Source organism: Psychrobacter sp. AOP22-C1-C5, assembly GCF_052378885.1.
Classification (GTDB): domain Bacteria; phylum Pseudomonadota; class Gammaproteobacteria; order Pseudomonadales; family Moraxellaceae; genus Psychrobacter.
The window spans coordinates 59,178-76,831 of the sequence record NZ_JBQSYC010000003.1; the positions used below are offsets into that span (position 1 = coordinate 59,178).

Below are 17,654 nucleotides of genomic sequence, written 5' to 3' on the forward strand. Positions count from 1 at the left end.
GAAGAAGGGATATATGAAAACAATTGCTTTTTTACTCCATAATAATTTTGAACAAGCAGAATATGAAGACGTCAATAACCAATTGAAAGACAAGGGTTATAAGACAATTCTGATTACTACCAACAAAGACAAAGAAGTTCAAGCAATGAATCAAGATGTAGATAAAGGGGATACCTTTACTGCTGATATCTTTGCAAACGAGGCACAAGTTAATGATTATGACGCATTAGTATTGCCAGGCGGCACAGTCAATGCCGATTCTATTCGTGGTAATCAAGAAGCTCATAAGATAATTAATGCTATTAATGAAGCGGGCAAACCATTAGCAGCAATATGTCATGCTCCTTGGGTACTTATCAATACAGGCATTGCTAAAGGCAAAACGCTTACTGCTTATGAATCTCTTCAAACAGATTTAGAAAATGCTGGAGCAGACTTTGTAGACAAGACCGTACAAGTAGATAGCAACTTAATCACTTCACGTAATCCAGACGATATTGACAATTTCGTTGATGCTATCGACAAAGCACTTTCTTAATTTATTTTTTTAAAATTCTAGAACGATGTACCTGTTTTTACTATGATTAAAACTAAGGATATTACAATGGCAAACCCTAATCCAAACGACACTAAAATTGAACAACAACGCTCTGAGTCAGCAAAAGCCTCACTTGAGAGTCAAACTGAAAATAACCATACAGAAGATTCTGAAGCGGCAGCAGATCGTATTGCTGACAATTTAAAAGATGCAAAAGAAGATAAGTAGATACTATTCTTTTCTTTATCTGATGATTGTTGATATGAGAGTGAAAATATCAGAGCGCATTTAATTTCTGGTATTTTCACTCTTACACTGATAGGTACGAAAAAAGACAGTCTAATACTAACTATTTAGGAGTCATTATGAGCAATGTATCTAAAACGTTAGATGAGCAAGAACAAGAGATTCAGAAGCTTGCAGCAGATATCAACCCTAGTGAAGATACTACACCTGATAGTTTGGCTGAAGCAACTACAGCGCCTCTTGCAGACAATGAACTTGGCGGCAACGCTACTAATGATGATGTTAAAAAATAAGCCGTCTTATTGATTCATCTTATTTTGATATTTAGTAAGAAGCATTCTAACACACGCTAAAATATCGTCGAAACTATTATGAAAAACTGCTGCTAGTTCAGCAGTTTTTTGTTATAATTGCCCGCACATTTAAATTGTATTTTAGATCACACGTTTTACTCCGTCTTATCATTCTAAATGAATGATTGAGTTAGGAATATATCTTGTTAGTCTTTATTATTTTTAAGTGCTTGTTCTAACAACTGATTGAGCTTATCGTACACTAGGTCAACTCTAGTAATGCAGGGTTGTCCTGAATGACGTATAAGTGACTTTATTTATTATTCTACTGTTCTTAAAATAACTCATCATGAGTGTATATGAGAACTTTTAGCATTGCCGGAGATATTTATGCTAACTAATACCGATCGTGAACAAATCATTGCTCAATACCAACGCGGCGAAAATGACACTGGTTCTCCAGAAGTTCAAGTTGCTTTGTTAAGTGCTCGTATTAACGATTTGCAAAACCATTTTAAAGAGCACAAAGCTGACCATCACAGCCGTCGCGGTCTTATCCGTATGGTAAACACCCGTCGTAAGCTGCTTGATTACCTAAAAGGTAAAGATCTTGGTCGTTATACCACCCTTATTAGCCAGTTAGGTCTACGTCGTTAATTTAGCGATAATAGTGCGAGTGGTTGCTAGCATAAAAAGACACATCAAATGGTGTTCTTTTAATATTTTCGCCAAGCCTCTCAGAACTCGCTTGCTGATATTGATAAAATAGATTTCTTCTAAAAACGGTGTGGAATAGTTTCACGCCGTTTTTTTATGTTTGTCGATAAGGGCTATCACTCTTAAATACCTGCACATCCATTAATAGCAACTTATAAATATATTAAGAAATTTGGTACTGACTTGTTATGGTATAGTCAGTTCAAAACAAGGCTAATAATGATAAAGACGTTCTGCTAGTATAGGATTTCTTGTTTGCTAGATCTTTGCATGGCTAAGAATGTAGATGTTTTACCTCAGTAATACCTTTTCTAAAGTAAATTGGCTCTACCAATGTCCGAATCTTAACGAATAGCTTGTTTTGCAATTCATTGGTCAATGCCTACAAATCCCTGTAAAATAATACATTGTACGTTTTATAGCATGGATATTGTTCATACAGTGACGGTTTATAGTAATGCGATATGAAATGGGGCGACCCATTCAAGAATATTTAAAAGTCAAAAGACACACTGCATGTATGATTTTGCCATGTAACAGTATTTATAATAACACTGACATTTGAACGATGATCCATACATGATAGTACGATGACTATCATGGACATACAGATAACTAAATCACGATATTGATGCTAATTTATATGGTTTTAACAGAAAACGTATTTATTAGCGGTTATATAAAAAGCATTTTAATGACAAGTATCAGCCTTTAGAGCGCTGATATCATTTTTGTCAGTCAACATTAGGAATAGTATATGACAATGTTCAACACCATTAAGCGCGAATTTCAGTACGGTAACCAGCAGGTTGTTATTGAAACAGGTCGAATTGCACGTCAAGCCAACTCAGTTTTGGTTCACATGGGCGGCGTGACGGTACTAGTAGCAGCCGTCGTAAAATCAGACGCTAAAGAAGGTCAAAACTTTTTTCCGCTAACAGTAAACTATCAAGAAAAAATGTATGCAGCGGGTAAAATCCCAGGTGCTTACGGCAAACGCGAAGGCCGTGCTAGCGAGTTTGAAACGCTAACCTCACGTTTGATCGACCGTCCGATTCGTCCGCTATTCCCTGAAGGTTATGTGAACGAAATCCAAATTACGGCAACGGTTGTGTCATCTGACAAAACTCAGTCTGCAGATATTGCTGCTCTAATCGGAGCCTCAGCTGCCTTGGCGATCTCTGATGCGCCATTTAATGGTCCTGTTGCTGCTGCGCGTGTTGGCTTTATCAATGGTGAGTACGTACTGAACCCAACACTTGAACAGCTTGAAAGCAGTGATCTAGATCTAGTAGTCGCTGGTACTAAATCTGCGGTATTGATGGTCGAATCTGAAGCAGCAGAGCTATCAGAAGATCAGATGCTAGGCGCTGTATTATACGGTCATCAGCAGCAGCAAATTGTTATTGATAACATCGCTTCAATGGCAGAAGAAATTGGTACTGCTAAGCAGCAGTTCACTGCCCCTGAGCGTGACAAAGCGTTAGAGACCAGCATGAAAGAACAGTTCGGTGCGCAAGTTGCTGATGCTTATACCACGACTAATAAACAAGAGCGTTACACCAAGCTTGATGAAATCAAGCAATCAATTATCGATGCGCTTGCTGGCGATGCAGAATCAGAAAATTATGCTGATACTGTGTCTGAGCTTAAAGAAATCTACAACGACCTTAAGTATCGTACGGTTCGTGACAACATTTTGTCAGGTAAACCACGTATCGATGGCCGTGATCTTGAGACTGTGCGTGCCCTTGATGTACAGGTTGGTGTATTACCATACACGCATGGTTCAGCGCTATTTACTCGCGGCGAGACGCAAGCACTGGTAACTACCACGCTTGGTAATAGCCGTGATGTCAACATGATTGACTCTTTAGGTGGTACGATTCGTGACCATTTCATGCTGCACTATAACTTCCCACATTTTTCTGTCGGCGAAACAGGCCGCGAAGGCATTCCAAAACGTCGTGAAATCGGTCATGGCCGTTTGGCACGTCGCGGTGTCCAAGCCATGCTTCCAGACAGCGAACGCTTCCCGTATGTGATTCGTGTGGTATCAGAGATTACTGAATCTAATGGTTCATCGTCTATGGCGTCTGTTTGTGGTGCAAGTTTGGCATTGATGGATGCCGGCGTACCATTAAAAGCGCCTGTAGCTGGTATCGCAATGGGTCTGGTTAAAGAAGGCGAGCGTTTTGCTGTTCTATCAGATATTTTAGGTGATGAAGATCATCTTGGCGATATGGACTTTAAAGTTGCTGGTTCTAAAGATGGTATTACTGCGCTACAGATGGACATCAAAATCGAAGGCATCACGCCTGATATCATGGAGCAAGCGCTAAAGCAAGCCCATGCCGGTCGTATCCATATCTTGGACGCAATGAACAAAGTATTGCCAGAAAGCCGTACTGAAATCAATGCTCATGCACCTAATTATGCTGTTATCGAAATTAATCCAGATAAGATTCGTGATGTAATCGGTAAAGGTGGCGCGATGATTCGTCAGCTGACTGAAGAGACTGGCGCGGTTATCGATATCGATGATGGCGGCACGATTCGTATCTTCGGTGAAAACAAAGCGGCAACCAAAGCTGCTATCGGTAGAATCGAAGCGTTGACTGCTGAAGTTGAAGTTGGCAAAACGTATGAAGGTACCGTTGCTCGTATCGTAGACTTTGGCGCTTTTGTTAACGTGTTGCCAAACACGGATGGCTTGGTTCATATCTCACAAATCGCAGAAGAGCGCGTAGAGAATGTTTCAGACTATCTAAAAGAAGGTCAGGTTGTAAAAGTCTTTGTTCAAGACGTCGACAACCGTGGTCGTATTAAGCTGACGATGAAAGGTATCGAGCAAAACTAATTTTTAATAATTGGTTTGGTTTAGATATATAAAAACCGTTTTGAGAGACTTATTATTAGTCCTCAAGGCGGTTTTTTTATGCGCTAAAAAAGTCGAAATAAGCGCTTGTTTTATGTAGTTAGGTCAATATAGAACATAGTCAGAGAGACTAGGATAAATTTTGCTTGCTTGCTTGCTTGCTTGCTTGCTGTGCTTGCGCAGACAGAGGCTACAAAAAATTTATCCCAGTCTCGCGTCATGATGTCGTGTATCTATTTTATTTTGTATCAGCTATATATTGATGTCTTTAGGCAGATGAATATCGATGTGAAGTTTGGGTAATGCTTGTAAATGCTGATTCAATAAAGGTAAAGTATCAGCTTGCCAATCTAAAGGGAGCAAGCTTGCTGAATCAGAGGTGATAGACACATAATCTCGCGAATTATCAAAAACTAGAGGCCGTGCGAGTAGTGCAGCTCTACGAATACCTTGATAGCGAATGAGTGGCAGGAGTTGTTGTTGCAGATCCATCAAAGCCGCACTGAGCCAGCGTGTGCGAGCTGGGTAATAAGGATGATCAGATATAATAAGATTGGCAATGTAGCTAGGTTGATTGCTGCTATTACTAGCACCAAGTCCTGTCTGCTCAAGTGAGCGCTTATGCAACAAGCAACTACCTACGATCAGACTGGCATCACGGCAAGCGCGATAGTAACGTTGATAATTGTCAGGAAATAAAGTCTTCGTTCGTGTGAGTACAGGATCTAAAAGAACACCTGCTGTATTGACGGGTAGGATAAGCAGCTGTGCGCTACTATTTAGAATAGGGGCATGCGTTAATTGTAAGTTCGCCATCTTTAGCCCCTTTATAAAAAAGTTATAATTTTATTCTGCCACAGGCTTATTTATATTGTTTGCTTCTAATTCGGCAATTTGTTGTTCAAGTAGGGCAATTTGTTCGGCCTTCATATCAGTCAATTGTTTATTCATAGCCAATTGTTCTGCCGCCAATTTTTCTTGTTCGGCCAAACGCTGACGCTCGTCTTCTAAACGATCAATCTCTTCTTTGGCCAGACTGTCCGTTTCTGGTAATGGGGCATTCAAGATAGCCTTGGGATCAAGGGCTTGGATATTTGTAGGGTCAGAAAGATCGGCACTTTCACCTAGGGCTTTATCATTTAATGCAGTATCTTCATTTAACATCGTACTATCTGTCATCTCATTTGATTGTGTAGGAGCATCAGGCGTAACCTCAATTTGCTCGGTTACCGAAGATGGACTTTCACTAGAGCTTATATCGGCATCAGATAAAACGAGTTTCCAAACCAAATAACCAATAAATAGGGCGGCTAATACAGCAATTAGCCACCACTTTTGGCGAAAATTATCAGACATTTTTTTACGGTTCATACGTGAGTCAAATTTATGTCAAAAATATAGGTAGTCATACTATAACAAACTCAAAATAAAAAGCCTATCTATTGATAGATAGGCTTAAAACACCCTTAATCTTGAATGGGCTTGAACAGTAACGGATGTGCTTTAAGGTTTGAATTTTACTGTCCCACTGGTTCCTGTAGTCATCGCATCACGTGTGAGCTGATCTTCAAGATGATTTTTGGCACTGATCGCAACCGGATCAGGACGATGTTCGGTATGACCACACTGAGTGCATTCAATATACTCATCAGGGTCAGGTATCACAATGTTCACTTGTACCACCGCATCCATCGTCTGACATTTAGGACAGCGAACCCCGGCTAAGAATTGACGCTTTGGTTGTGATGACTGATAGCGCATTTAGACTGCCTCACGATTCGTTTGGACGTTTGCCGCAGGGTCAGCGTTTGCAAAACCATTGTGCCGCAACAAGGCATCGATACTGGCACTACGACCACGGAAATTTTCAAAGTTGGTCTTTGCGGGGAAGCTACCGCCAACTGATAAAATAGTGTCACGGAACGCTTTGCCTGTTATTGGGTTAAAAATACCATCCTCTTCAAACTTGCTAAAGGCGTCTGCAGACAAAAGCTCAGCCCATTTATAAGAATAGTAACCTGCCGCGTACCCTCCGGCAAAGATATGGCTGAAACCATTGGCAAAGCGATTATAATCAGGCGTTTGCATAATAGCGATATCACTACGCACCGCGTTTAGAGTCGCCAAAATGCCTTCGTAATCCAGTGCTGGCTTGTGCGCATGAATCAACAGGTCGAAAAGTGCAAATTCAATTTGACGCAGTGTTTGCATACCGCTTTGGAAGTTCTTGACGGCCAATAAGGCATCAAGCTTGTCTTTAGGCAAGGCTTCGCCGGTCTCAACGTGACTGCTAATAAGCGCAATACCTTCAGCATCCCATGCCCAGTTTTCCATAAACTGACTTGGTAGCTCAACCGCGTCCCATTCCACTCCATTGACGCCAGCGACATCGCCAACGGTCACTTGGGTTAATAAATGATGCAGACCATGACCGAACTCATGGAACAAGGTCAGCACCTCGTCATGCGTCAGTAAGCTTGGCTTACCATCCAGCGCCGGTGTAAAATTGCCAACCATAAAGCAAACAGGCAGTTGTTGATGATCTTGTTCGTCATAACGATAACGCGACTGAAAGCCACTCATCCATGCGCCGCCACGTTTGCCACTTCGCGCAAACAAATCAAAATAAAAGCCACCAATTAGGTGATCGTCAGCATCAAACAATTGATAAAAGCGGACATCGCCATGCCAGAGTGATGCTGAGTTATCATCAGTCGTTTCATTGGTCTGTTCTTTAACCTTGATGCCGTATAAACGCTCTACAATTGCAAACAAGCCGCTGATAACTTTTGGTAACGGAAAATAAGGACGAATTTCTTCTTGCGACAAGCTAAATTCACTTTGTTTTACTTTTTCAGCAATATAAGCACTGTCCCATGGTTGCAAGTCATCAATGCCATACTCATGTGCGCACTTTTGCAATTGAGCCAAGTCTTGCTTAGCGGCTGGCGTCGCTTGTGCGGCTAAATCTCGTAAAAAGGTCTCAACCTCTGCTACGCTATCTGCCATTTTAGTCGATAGTGACACATCTGCATAATGCTCAAAGCCCAACAGCCTGGCCTTTTGCTCACGCAATTGCACAATTTGACTCATGATATCAGCATTGTTCAATGATTCGCCTTTGGCATTAGTGTGCTGATCAAACTCAGAGGCACGGGTGACATAAGCTCGGTATAGCGTCTCACGCAAACTACGGTCATTAGCATGAGTCATGACCGCAAGATAAACAGGTATATTTAAAGTGGCGACATAATAAGGTGTTGGTAACGTCTCTGTTTCTTCTTGCGTCAATGTACCATTAGCAAGTGCTTGTGCCTTATATTGCTCACCTGCATCAGCCAAAAGTGCTCGGCCGCTTTCTGTCAATCCTGCCAATTGCTCATCGTTGAGCACCAAGCTATAGGCTTGGGTCGCATCCAAAACATGATCAGAAAAAGTGGCTGAGAGTGTTGATAGCTCACTTTGAATCGCAGCAAATTTTTCTTGTTCAGCTGTCGGTAATGCCACTCCGGACAGCTCAAAACTCCGCAACGCAAGCTCGATTGCACGCGCACGTGCAGGATCAAGACTCGCAAAAAACGTTTTATCACTAACGATCGCTTGGTAGCGGCTAAACAAGGGCTGATGCTGTCCCACACGCGTGCCATAAGCGGAGAGTTTAGGTAGCAGTTCATGATGGACATGACGAATCTCATCATTGCTCATCACGCCATTTAGGTGCGAAAAAATGCCCCAACTGCGGTCCAAAGCCAAATTAAGATGATCAAATGCCATGACATCGGCTAAGGCTTGTTCGGCATTGAAGTCAGTAGTTCCATTGTTATTGTCAGTTGCCGCTGCCATTTTGTCTAAAAAATCATTGGCTTCATCGATAGCGCTCATGACTTGGTCTTGTAAGGTAAGTGGCGTCGCATTGGTAAAATCGACAAGATGTAAGTTTGTAGAAGTAGAAGTCATAAAAGTATCCAGTATCAATGAGTGAAGTATGTGAGTGAGGTGTGAATGAATAAATAAATTGCTCTGTAGAGTCGTATTTTGACGCCAATGTATAAGGCATAAATTGTTCTTAGTATTTTTGGTACTTTATTGTTTGATAGGTAAGTTATATAAAAAGTGGACTATATAAAAGATGGGTTCATTTGCTAAAAATGCAACCTATCCCTTTGCAGGCCTTGAAAATGTAGGAGGAAATTAGCAATAAAAAACGGTTAGAAACGAATAGGGTTGGCTTTTAACAATATTGGTTGTTCTATTTACAAAGCGTCATCATTTGCTTGCAAATTAACCCTATAGCGGGTCAGATTCAACTGTTAGCATCACTGTAATGGAATAAAAATTAATAAGATGTATTTACAAGGATTTTAACAACTGGTCCCAGAATAGATAAAAATAACCATAGTAAGGAAAGGGACCAAGGACGGTTAATGAGTTAATGTCAGTTATTTGCTCATACTGTTTTGCTTAGATTTAATATGACCTATTAATAATAATTACATGAGTATTTACGTACCTACTGCTTAACACATAAAAGAATGACAATGTTAAGCGTGAACCATAATGAAATAAGGAGCAATACATGAAAGCAACTCTTAAAAGCCTACGTCAAACCAAGGCAGATCCAGCAGTCAGCATTTTCGTCAAAACGCATCGCGCTCACCCTGCTAATGATCAGGATCCAATTGCGCTAAAGAATCAGTTAAAAGTAGCTGAAGAACGCTTAATTAATGAATATGATAAGCGTACTGCTACCACTATTTTAGAAAAGATTCATTCTAAGACTGATGAGCTTAATCATAATTATAATCTCGATACTTTAGCTATTTTTGCAAGCACTGACGATGTACAAATCATCCGTATGCCGCTTGATACACAAGAACGTGTAGTCATCTCAACCAGTTTCGCTACTCGTGATTTGGTTCGCGATATGGCAAGTGCGGTTCACTACTATACTGTCGTACTAACCCGTGATCATGCACGTCTGATCGAAGCTTCTAATGACCGAGTCATTAAAGAGTTCGATAAAGATGACGATGCTCAGAACAATATGGAAAATATCCCGTTCCCTGTTGAAAACAATGGTCTATATACTACAGGTGACGCAGGATCAGATCGTTCAGCAAACAACGAAAGCAGCTATTTGAAAGAATTCTTTAACCAAGTCGATAAGAGCGTACAAGAGCTATGGGGCGAACATAAAATGCCTCTAGTTATCGTTGGTGATGCCAAAAACATTGGCTATTACAAAGAAGTGTGTGATCGTCCAGACAATATTATCGCTACTGTATCTAATGCCACTAATCTAGACGAGGGCAGTGCTCAACATATCGTTGATAGTGTCCAAGAAGCCGTAGAAGAATATCGCACGTCACTACATCAGGCGGCTTTGGGAGAGATTGATAAAGCACGCGGTGCCAATATGTTGCAGACGGATTTACAAGAAGTCTATCGCAGTGCCTTCCAAGGTGCAGGTGAAACCCTCTATGTACGTCGCGGCTATATTCAATCTGCTAAGATTGATGAAAAAGCGCAAACACTGAGCATAGCAAATGATCCTGCTGCTGAGGGCATTACCGATGATGCCATTGGTGAAATCATTGAGCATGTGATTCATAATGGTGGCGAGGCAGTATTTATGCCGCAAGATATCATGGGTGAAGATCAGCCGATTGCTTTGGTCACTCGTTACTAATCCGTGAGTGCTACCATCAATGACGATTCTAGATGAATTAGCCATTGATAACATATAGGTATAATATAAGGGCATTGGTTCAATAAGAATCAATGCTCTTTTTCCTTGTTTACTTAATATTGATATTCATTTTTACAATACTTTTGATAAAGCGCTATTCACTTTCACGCTATAAATACTGAGCTTATGACTAATAAAATGATGACTACCACGCCTTCTTTTGTTTTGACCAGCTATAACATTCATAAAGGCATGTCGCCCATGAATCGCCAAGTGAAAATGCAGGGTATCGCTCAAGCGCTTGATATAATTGGCTCTGATGTGCTGTGTTTGCAGGAAGTGCAAGGTCAAAATCTTAAGCGCAACATGCAATACAACGAATACCCTGACCAATCACAGCACGAATGGTTTGGCGAGTATTTGAAGCTGCAAAACAGCTATGGCAAAAACTCTGAATATGAAAATGGTCATCATGGCAATGCGGTACTCAGCCGTTTTCCGCTAGATCCAAAACACAATGTCAATATTACTGTCAATAAGCTTGAGCAGCGCGGTGTCCTCCATTGTGAGGTACAGCCAGTCGGATGGGAGACACCCGTCGTCGTATTGTGCGCACATTTGAATTTGTTTGAGCGCGACCGTATCAAGCAATACGAAGCCATTGCCAATTATGTGCGCAACGAGATTGACTGTGACCAACCATTGATTTTGGCGGGTGATTTTAATGATTGGAAAAAAATGTCTTGTGACAAGCTTGCTACCAGCTTAGGGATGACAGAAGCCTTCAAGCATTGTCACGGTAAGCTGTCAGCCACGTTTCCAGCCAAGTTACCAGTACTCAGCTTAGACCGCATTTACGTACGTAACCTAGGCGTTAAAGGGGCTTGGGTACATACAGGTAAGCCTTGGTCAACGTTGTCCGATCATCTGCCAATCAGTGCAGAGCTGGTATTATTGTGATAGGGTGCTAAAACAGGCAAAAGTAAAATAACTCAGACGTATAAGGATATAAAAATGTCTAACAATGCATTACTAACAACCCAACACGCCGTACTCATACGCGAGTTTGGTGAACCTGAAGTCATGACCTACCAAGACGGCGTGGCCATTCCTGACTTGCAAGACAATCAGGTGCTGGTCAAGATCGCCTATGCTGGTATCAATCCAGTTGATTATAAAACCCGTCAGGGCAAAGGCTGGGGCGCTGAAGCCATTCAAAAGAATCTTTTTGATAAAAATGAGCCAGCGATCTTAGGGTTTGATATGGCAGGCGAGGTTGTCAAAAGTAATAGCGCTCAATTCAATGTTGGTGACCAAGTTGCTGCACTGACTTTTAATGGTGGCTGCTATGCTGAGTATGTGGCAGTTGATGCCAAGCTACTGGCAAGAGTACCGTCGTCCTTGACTTTAGAGCAAGCAGGAGCACTGCCTTGTATCGGTCAAACAGCATTACAGTTTGTAGAATTTGCCGACATTCAACAAGGCGAGCATGTGGTGATGAACGCCCCAGCAGGGGGTGTCGGTCATTTACTGATTCAGCTGTTAATGCAAAAAGTTGCTGAAGATAATATTAAAGTCACCATTATTTGCTCACCAGAAAAATATGCCAAGCTCGGTGAGTTAATAGATACCAGTAAATTGGCAGGTTGGATTGACTATACCAAAGATGAGACGTTCACTGAGTTACAAGCCGATGTATTGCTCGATTTGGTTGGTGATGAGGCGGGTATTCGTGCCCTTGCTGTGCTCAAATCTGGCGCGCGCGTGAATGTGTTACCAACCATTTGGGTCGACAAGCTCAAAGAAACGGGTACGCAAAAAGACTTGGAAGTCGCTGGCTATAAAGCTGAGCGTAATGGTGATGATATGGCGCGGGTTTTACAGCTTGTGGCTGATGATAAGCTGACGCTATGTATTCAGCAAACGTACCCATTGTCAGAAGTCGTTGCTGCTCATTATGAGCTTCAAAAAGGTAATACCTTTGGTAAGATTGTACTGGCTGTTGCTAAATGATTGAACGATGGCCGTAAAGTACTTATAAGACATGAATGAGGTAGTCCATAAAGCTCTATTATAAATGTTCAGGAAAATATTACTAAAAACAATAGGATATTACACGTACTTCGTAAAACCCTACAAGAATTGTCGTTTTAACAACTGAGTACTTCCACTTTTGGACGCCATTTACCATAGTATAGAGGGTGAATAGCTCTAAAGAATATGTTTATAAAGGAAGTAACTATGACTACTGATAAAAATAATGATGGGAAAATAACTGACCATGCTGCTTATGAAACCCAAGTTCGCGAAGAGATAGAAGCATGGAAAAATCCTAGCAAAAATATACTTGATAAGGCATTGGCTGCAATAAATACTCCCATCGCTGCAGCAGGTGGAGCATTGATGAATGCTCCGCAGTTTGGCGAGGCTTTAAAAAAAGCAACTGAACAAACTATCATCACCTTAAGTGATGCTGCCAATTGGACCTTAGATACTCAAAAGGTAATTGAGGCTTATCAGGATGACATAGATGGTACAGAGTCATTTGTGGATACACTTGCTGATATCGCAGCTCTACCAGTGGCAGTTGTTGATCAGCAGGTCAAACTGTTCAAAAGTAAGTATGTGGCATTGACTAGCGCCCAAGGGGTGACGACAGGTATCGTTGGTTGGGTAGGTATTCCTGCTGATGTAGTCGGCCTAATCACTGCCAACTTGCGTGCCATTGGCGATTATGCAAGCTACTATGGCTTTGATATCAATGATAAAGGCGAGCAATTATTTGCCATGTCTTTATTAGCGGTGGCCACATCTGCCTCTGCTGAAGAGCGCAAAGCAACACTTGATGATACCTACGAGTTGAGTAAAGATCCAGAAACGCTGGCATTCAATAAGGTAAATGAGGAAGTGATGGCACGGGTATTACGTCAAACAGCGACCAAGGTTGCGACCAATATTGTCAAAACCAAAGCGGCGCAAATCATTCCGGTAGCGGGCGCTGTGATAGCAGGTGGTGTCAATGCTAATTATACTGCGAGCGTTTGCGAAGCTGCCTATCAGTGCTACCGTGAGCGTTTTTTAGATCGACAGGCGTAATTTGTTTATTGATCTAGAGGGGAAGGAATCAAGGTTAGACGGTCTGCATACGCCGAAACGTTAAGCTAATGCGCCCATCTGAGACGGTTTTAGTCTTGGTGATGGTGTGTTTCCAAAATGTTTGGGTGTCACCGTGCATGACAACTAACTGCCCGGACTCAAGATAAAGCTCGACTTTATCTTGAGTTTTTTTATGCTTAAAAACAAACTTACGGGTAGCCCCTAGCGAGAGTGAGGCAATAATTGGCTGATGACCAAGCGCTTTTTCATCATCAGCATGATAACCCATGCCATCAGCTCCAGAAGGATAATAATTCAACAAACACGAATTGAAATTCGCCTTTATTCCAGTGGTCATCAAAGTCTGCTCAATATGCTGTTTCACGGCAAACACTGAGTCTGACCACGGTATAGCTTGACGCGCATGTCCTGAGTAATGGTAAGTGATGTTCTCGTCACCCATCCAAACGATTTGGCGGGTAGTAACGTGCGTCTTTCCAAATAGAGTCACGATATCCGCATACCAAGGCAGCTCGGTCAGTAGAGTATCGTACAGGATATTGGGAGCATCAATGACAATGCCCAAATCATTCACTTGGCCATCATAAGGCAATAAGTTGTCTGTAGGAGCTGGAGCGAAGAGGTCGGTCATGGTTGCACCCATTCATTATGGTAATAATAATTAAAAAGTTACGCACGTGGCTCATAGGCTTTTATTAGCACAAACGCACAGAATGTTTATGACTCTTTAATGAAGTGTAAAAAATTGGCTGGCTCAATCTAAAGGGTTGATTAAGCTGCTGATCTAAGTAGCTTTAAAAACGCTTTGAATTTGAATAAAAATGACGTGGTAGTAAATGATGGAGCGTAACTTGTCTACAAAGCTATCGTTGATCTTTAGAGGGGTAATAAATGTTACTAAATAAAAAGGCGCACTTCCTTGTACGCATTTTTTATAAGGTTTAGCTGTCTTCACCTAAGAAGCCGCCACTTTGGCGATGCCACAATCGAGCATAAACACCGTGCAATGCCAATAACTCATCATGGCTGCCTTGCTCGATAATCTGCCCTTTATCCATAACCACCAGTCGATCGAGTGCAGCAATGGTAGAGAGACGATGGGCAATCGCGATGACCGTTTTGCCCGTCATGATGTCATTTAGGCTTTCAGTAATAGCAAATTCAATCTCAGAATCAAGTGCACTTGTCGCCTCATCCAATAGTAAAATGGGCGCATTTTTTAGCATGACACGAGAAATAGCGATACGCTGACGTTGCCCGCCAGAGAGTTTGACACCGCGCTCACCCACTTGCGTATCCAGACCTTTATTGCCTTTATCATCATATAAGTCTTTGATAAAGTCCCAAGCTTGGGCTTGCTTCGCGGCAATAATAATTTCCTCGTCAGTAGCATCAGGGCGACCGTAAGCAATGTTTTCACGTACTGTGCGGTGCAATAATGAAGTATCTTGGGTTACCATGCCAATTTGTTGGCGTAAAGATTCCTGCGTGACTTCATCAATGGCTTGTCCATCGATGAAGATTTTACCTTTATCAACATCAAAAAAGCGCAATAGTAAATTCACCAACGTTGATTTACCTGCACCTGAGCGCCCAACCAAACCAATCTTTTCTCCAGGTTTAATATCTAAATAGAAGTTATCAAGAAGTTTGAAGGTCGAAGTTGATGGCGCATTGACTTCGTCTACTGTCTCACCCTCAATATCTTCATTTTTATGCTCATAGCTAAAATCAACATGGTCAAATACAATACGGCCCTTGGTAACTTTTAAGGCAGGTGCGTTTGGTTTATCAGTAATTGTTTGCGGTGCCGATAATGTGCGCATGCCATCTTGTACCGTACCGATACTCTCAAATAGGCTGGCAGTTTGCCACATAATCCAGCGTGTCAAACCATTCAAACGCAGTGCCATCGCTGTTGCGGCCGCGATGGCCCCAACGCCCACTGCGCCTTGTTGCCACAGATATATACCGATACCAGCCGTACCACTGACCAAAATCACACTGATAAGATGCGTCGACACTTCTAGATAGCTGACCCAGCGCATTTGCGCATGAACGGTACCCAAAAACTGGCCCATCGCATTCTTAGCGTAACTTAGCTCACGGCGTGAATGACTAAATAGCTTAACGGTCATAATATTAGCATAAGCATCAGTAATGCGGCCTGTCATCGAGGCGCGGGCATCCGCTTGTATAATGGCCGTTAATTTTAGCTTAGGAATAAAATACCAAATGGATAATCCAACCAGAACAAGCCAAACGATAAAGGGAATGAGTAATAGACTATCAAGATTGAATAAAATCACACCTGAGGTGATAAAGTAGACCGCGACATACATAAACATATCGGTGACGGTCATGACCGTATCACGAACTGCCAAAGCCGTTTGCATTACCTTTGCTGAAACGCGGCCTGAGAATTCATCTTGATAAAACTGCATTGACTGCCCAAGCATACGCTGATGAAAACGCCAACGCATTTGCATTGGAAACACGCCTTGCAAGGTTTGAAAATGAACGAACGATGACAATGCAATCCATATCGGGCTCACTATCATGACTGCCAGCATCAAAAGCAGCATATCGCCTTTTTCTAACCAAAGGTTCTCCGGTGTATAAACCCCCAACCAGTCAACGATATTACCAATCCAAGCAAACAGCATTGCCTCATAGATACCGATACCAGCAGACAAAATCATGAATAGCAAGAGCCAGCCCCGTAGCCCTTTGGTACATGCCCACATAAACTTGAGCATACCGTCACGAGGTGAGGGTAATGGCATAGGAGTTTCAGGGAAAGCAGGGAGGCGGTTTTCGAAAAAGCGAAATAGAGCATTCATAGGCAGTCATAAAACATCAATAGTAGTACGCCAAAATCAACGATATCACTCGTTGTTTTGAATCTTTACTTTTGTTATTAGGAATGCTAATTATTTTAACAAATTTCCCCATTAGACCTGCATGCGAATTGTAATTTAGAAGCCATCAATTATGTCTAACATCGATTTGTGAAAAGCGATAAATAGATTGCTGCATAAGAAATATTTTGTTACATTCTATGGTTTTGGGGTGTCTAGTGGCCCTATTTTATTTATGCGCTCGTTATTTTGTCAGACTTGATTGATAAAAGATAAATGTATGTAGCGCGCTTTTTCTAATATATGAATGATAATCACGCAAAAATTGCGATTGAAATGGGTAGAAGCTGATGATGTATTTAACGATAGCGGTACTCTGTAGTGTCGCCGTTTCAGTGTTACTAAAAATATTGCGGCAAAAAAATATAGACATACGCCAAACGATTGTTGCAGGTTATCCAGTGGCTTTTTTGCTTACTTGGTTTTTGCTAAAACCAGAGATAAGCGAGGTGAGTACGCTCAATAACGAGTGGGGTACTATTATCGCACTTGGTGTGCTTTTGCCGACTGTATTTATTATCCTTGGGCGTGCCATTGAGGCGGTCGGTATGGTCGCCACCGATGCCGCTCAGCGTTTGTCTTTAATCATACCGATTGCAGCTGCTTTCTTATTGTTCGGTGAAGTATTGACGGGTACGCGGATTTTCGGATTACTGCTCGGATTTCTAGCACTAGGGGCGTTGGTTTATCGTCCACAACATACTGCTCTGAGCAAAGAAGCCAAACGTACGCCGCTTTGGTTGTTTGGTGTTTGGGCAGGATATGGTGTTATCGACATCCTATTTAAACAGGTTGCTAAACATGGAACTGCCTTTCCGCTCACGTTATTTGTCAGTTTTGGTTTGGCAGGACTGTTGTTGTTTATCTACCTACTTGTCACTCGTGTACGCTGGCAGGGGAATGCACTTGTAGCAGGGTTGCTATTAGGGGCGCTTAATATGGGGAATATCTATGCGTATGTACGCGCGCATCAAGTGTTGTCTGAGTCGCCAAGTATCGTCTTCACAGGTATGAATGTTGGGGTTATCGCTGTCGCCACCTTAATTGGGGTAGGCGTATTTAAAGAGACGCTCAACCGTATCAATGTGTTGGGCCTGTTGCTCGCGATTTGTTGTGTGGGCGTGCTGTTTTTGGCTTAAAAGTAGGATAGGGACAGATTTTATGAAAGCGTTAACGTATCGTATATAGGCATGTAGAGAGTCCTATGGTAAGGTTATGCACAAACAATGAGGCTTATAAAAACTCACAGTGAGCC

The 17,654-nt window shown here is 41.9% G+C and carries 16 protein-coding genes; 10 read left to right on the forward strand and 6 right to left on the reverse strand.

Annotation, left to right across the window (positions count from 1 at the left end; all coding sequences use genetic code 11):
- Window positions 1-13 precede the first annotated feature (13 nt).
- From ACT3TH_RS05025 to pnp, 5 genes are all read left to right on the forward strand, one after another.
- A complete protein-coding gene (locus tag ACT3TH_RS05025; protein WP_444754762.1) occupies window positions 14-538 on the forward strand; it encodes a type 1 glutamine amidotransferase domain-containing protein in 525 nt (174 codons plus the stop codon).
- Between the two features lie 66 nt (window positions 539-604).
- Window positions 605-766, forward strand: a complete 162-nt coding sequence (locus ACT3TH_RS05030; RefSeq protein WP_444754763.1) for a hypothetical protein — start codon at window positions 605-607, stop codon at window positions 764-766.
- Window positions 767-903: 137 nt separating this feature from the next.
- On the forward strand, window positions 904-1,077 hold the full coding sequence (locus ACT3TH_RS05035; protein WP_444754764.1) for a hypothetical protein: 174 nt from the start codon (window positions 904-906) through the stop codon (window positions 1,075-1,077).
- Between the two features lie 390 nt (window positions 1,078-1,467).
- Complete coding sequence (rpsO, locus tag ACT3TH_RS05040) at window positions 1,468-1,734, forward strand: 30S ribosomal protein S15 (protein WP_058023603.1); 267 nt, start codon at window positions 1,468-1,470, stop codon at window positions 1,732-1,734.
- A gap of 817 nt (window positions 1,735-2,551) precedes the next feature.
- Window positions 2,552-4,654 carry a polyribonucleotide nucleotidyltransferase gene (gene pnp, locus ACT3TH_RS05045; protein WP_444754765.1) on the forward strand — a complete coding sequence of 701 codons (2,103 nt, stop codon included), beginning with the start codon at window positions 2,552-2,554 and terminating at the stop codon, window positions 4,652-4,654.
- A gap of 270 nt (window positions 4,655-4,924) precedes the next feature.
- Here the strand turns inward: pnp and ACT3TH_RS05050 are convergent, their stop codons facing one another.
- The 4 genes from ACT3TH_RS05050 to ACT3TH_RS05065 form a co-directional block, all read right to left on the reverse strand.
- Window positions 4,925-5,488: a hypothetical protein gene (locus ACT3TH_RS05050; protein WP_444754766.1), complete on the reverse strand. Its 564-nt coding sequence runs from the start codon at window positions 5,486-5,488 to the stop codon at window positions 4,925-4,927.
- A 30-nt stretch (window positions 5,489-5,518) separates the two neighbouring features.
- Window positions 5,519-6,043 carry a hypothetical protein gene (locus tag ACT3TH_RS05055; RefSeq protein WP_444754767.1) on the reverse strand — a complete coding sequence of 175 codons (525 nt, stop codon included), beginning with the start codon at window positions 6,041-6,043 and terminating at the stop codon, window positions 5,519-5,521.
- A 132-nt stretch (window positions 6,044-6,175) separates the two neighbouring features.
- Complete coding sequence (locus tag ACT3TH_RS05060) at window positions 6,176-6,433, reverse strand: YheV family putative metal-binding protein (RefSeq protein WP_444754768.1); 258 nt, start codon at window positions 6,431-6,433, stop codon at window positions 6,176-6,178.
- Window positions 6,434-8,629 (reverse strand): M3 family metallopeptidase, encoded by a 2,196-nt coding sequence (locus ACT3TH_RS05065; RefSeq protein WP_444754769.1) that lies wholly within the window; start codon window positions 8,627-8,629, stop codon window positions 6,434-6,436.
- Between the two features lie 619 nt (window positions 8,630-9,248).
- Between ACT3TH_RS05065 and ACT3TH_RS05070 the strand changes: the two genes are divergently transcribed.
- From ACT3TH_RS05070 to ACT3TH_RS05085, 4 genes are all read left to right on the forward strand, one after another.
- Window positions 9,249-10,361 (forward strand): AOC03_06830 family ribosome hibernation factor, encoded by a 1,113-nt coding sequence (locus ACT3TH_RS05070; RefSeq protein WP_444754770.1) that lies wholly within the window; start codon window positions 9,249-9,251, stop codon window positions 10,359-10,361.
- A gap of 201 nt (window positions 10,362-10,562) precedes the next feature.
- Window positions 10,563-11,321 (forward strand): endonuclease/exonuclease/phosphatase family protein, encoded by a 759-nt coding sequence (locus ACT3TH_RS05075; RefSeq protein ID WP_444755111.1) that lies wholly within the window; start codon window positions 10,563-10,565, stop codon window positions 11,319-11,321.
- A gap of 54 nt (window positions 11,322-11,375) precedes the next feature.
- Complete coding sequence (locus ACT3TH_RS05080) at window positions 11,376-12,374, forward strand: NADP-dependent oxidoreductase (protein WP_444754771.1); 999 nt, start codon at window positions 11,376-11,378, stop codon at window positions 12,372-12,374.
- A gap of 228 nt (window positions 12,375-12,602) precedes the next feature.
- Window positions 12,603-13,457, forward strand: a complete 855-nt coding sequence (locus ACT3TH_RS05085) for an EcsC family protein (RefSeq protein WP_444754772.1) — start codon at window positions 12,603-12,605, stop codon at window positions 13,455-13,457.
- Window positions 13,458-13,491: 34 nt separating this feature from the next.
- Here the strand turns inward: ACT3TH_RS05085 and ACT3TH_RS05090 are convergent, their stop codons facing one another.
- The gene (locus ACT3TH_RS05090; RefSeq protein WP_444754773.1) at window positions 13,492-14,109 is read right to left on the reverse strand and encodes an alpha-ketoglutarate-dependent dioxygenase AlkB family protein; all 618 of its coding nucleotides are present in this window, start codon (window positions 14,107-14,109) and stop codon (window positions 13,492-13,494) included.
- 310 nt (window positions 14,110-14,419) lie between these two features.
- Window positions 14,420-16,321 (reverse strand): ABC transporter ATP-binding protein, encoded by a 1,902-nt coding sequence (locus ACT3TH_RS05095; RefSeq protein WP_444754774.1) that lies wholly within the window; start codon window positions 16,319-16,321, stop codon window positions 14,420-14,422.
- A 368-nt stretch (window positions 16,322-16,689) separates the two neighbouring features.
- Between ACT3TH_RS05095 and ACT3TH_RS05100 the strand changes: the two genes are divergently transcribed.
- Window positions 16,690-17,538 carry an EamA/RhaT family transporter gene (locus ACT3TH_RS05100; protein WP_444754775.1) on the forward strand — a complete coding sequence of 283 codons (849 nt, stop codon included), beginning with the start codon at window positions 16,690-16,692 and terminating at the stop codon, window positions 17,536-17,538.
- The last annotated feature ends 116 nt before the right edge of the window (window positions 17,539-17,654 follow it).

Coding starts and splice junctions, on each gene's coding strand:
- pnp (WP_444754765.1), top strand. CDS start 2,552: ATGACAATGTTCAACACCATTAAGCGCGAATTTCAGTACGGTAACCAG.
- ACT3TH_RS05100 (WP_444754775.1), top strand. CDS start 16,690: ATGATGTATTTAACGATAGCGGTACTCTGTAGTGTCGCCGTTTCAGTG.
- ACT3TH_RS05085 (WP_444754772.1), top strand. CDS start 12,603: ATGACTACTGATAAAAATAATGATGGGAAAATAACTGACCATGCTGCT.
- ACT3TH_RS05065 (WP_444754769.1), bottom strand. CDS start 8,629: ATGACTTCTACTTCTACAAACTTACATCTTGTCGATTTTACCAATGCG.
- ACT3TH_RS05030 (WP_444754763.1), top strand. CDS start 605: ATGGCAAACCCTAATCCAAACGACACTAAAATTGAACAACAACGCTCT.
- ACT3TH_RS05035 (WP_444754764.1), top strand. CDS start 904: ATGAGCAATGTATCTAAAACGTTAGATGAGCAAGAACAAGAGATTCAG.
- ACT3TH_RS05075 (WP_444755111.1), top strand. CDS start 10,563: ATGACTACCACGCCTTCTTTTGTTTTGACCAGCTATAACATTCATAAA.
- ACT3TH_RS05060 (WP_444754768.1), bottom strand. CDS start 6,433: ATGCGCTATCAGTCATCACAACCAAAGCGTCAATTCTTAGCCGGGGTT.
- ACT3TH_RS05055 (WP_444754767.1), bottom strand. CDS start 6,043: ATGAACCGTAAAAAAATGTCTGATAATTTTCGCCAAAAGTGGTGGCTA.
- rpsO (WP_058023603.1), top strand. CDS start 1,468: ATGCTAACTAATACCGATCGTGAACAAATCATTGCTCAATACCAACGC.
- ACT3TH_RS05050 (WP_444754766.1), bottom strand. CDS start 5,488: ATGGCGAACTTACAATTAACGCATGCCCCTATTCTAAATAGTAGCGCA.
- ACT3TH_RS05070 (WP_444754770.1), top strand. CDS start 9,249: ATGAAAGCAACTCTTAAAAGCCTACGTCAAACCAAGGCAGATCCAGCA.
- ACT3TH_RS05025 (WP_444754762.1), top strand. CDS start 14: ATGAAAACAATTGCTTTTTTACTCCATAATAATTTTGAACAAGCAGAA.
- ACT3TH_RS05095 (WP_444754774.1), bottom strand. CDS start 16,321: ATGAATGCTCTATTTCGCTTTTTCGAAAACCGCCTCCCTGCTTTCCCT.
- ACT3TH_RS05080 (WP_444754771.1), top strand. CDS start 11,376: ATGTCTAACAATGCATTACTAACAACCCAACACGCCGTACTCATACGC.
- ACT3TH_RS05090 (WP_444754773.1), bottom strand. CDS start 14,109: ATGACCGACCTCTTCGCTCCAGCTCCTACAGACAACTTATTGCCTTAT.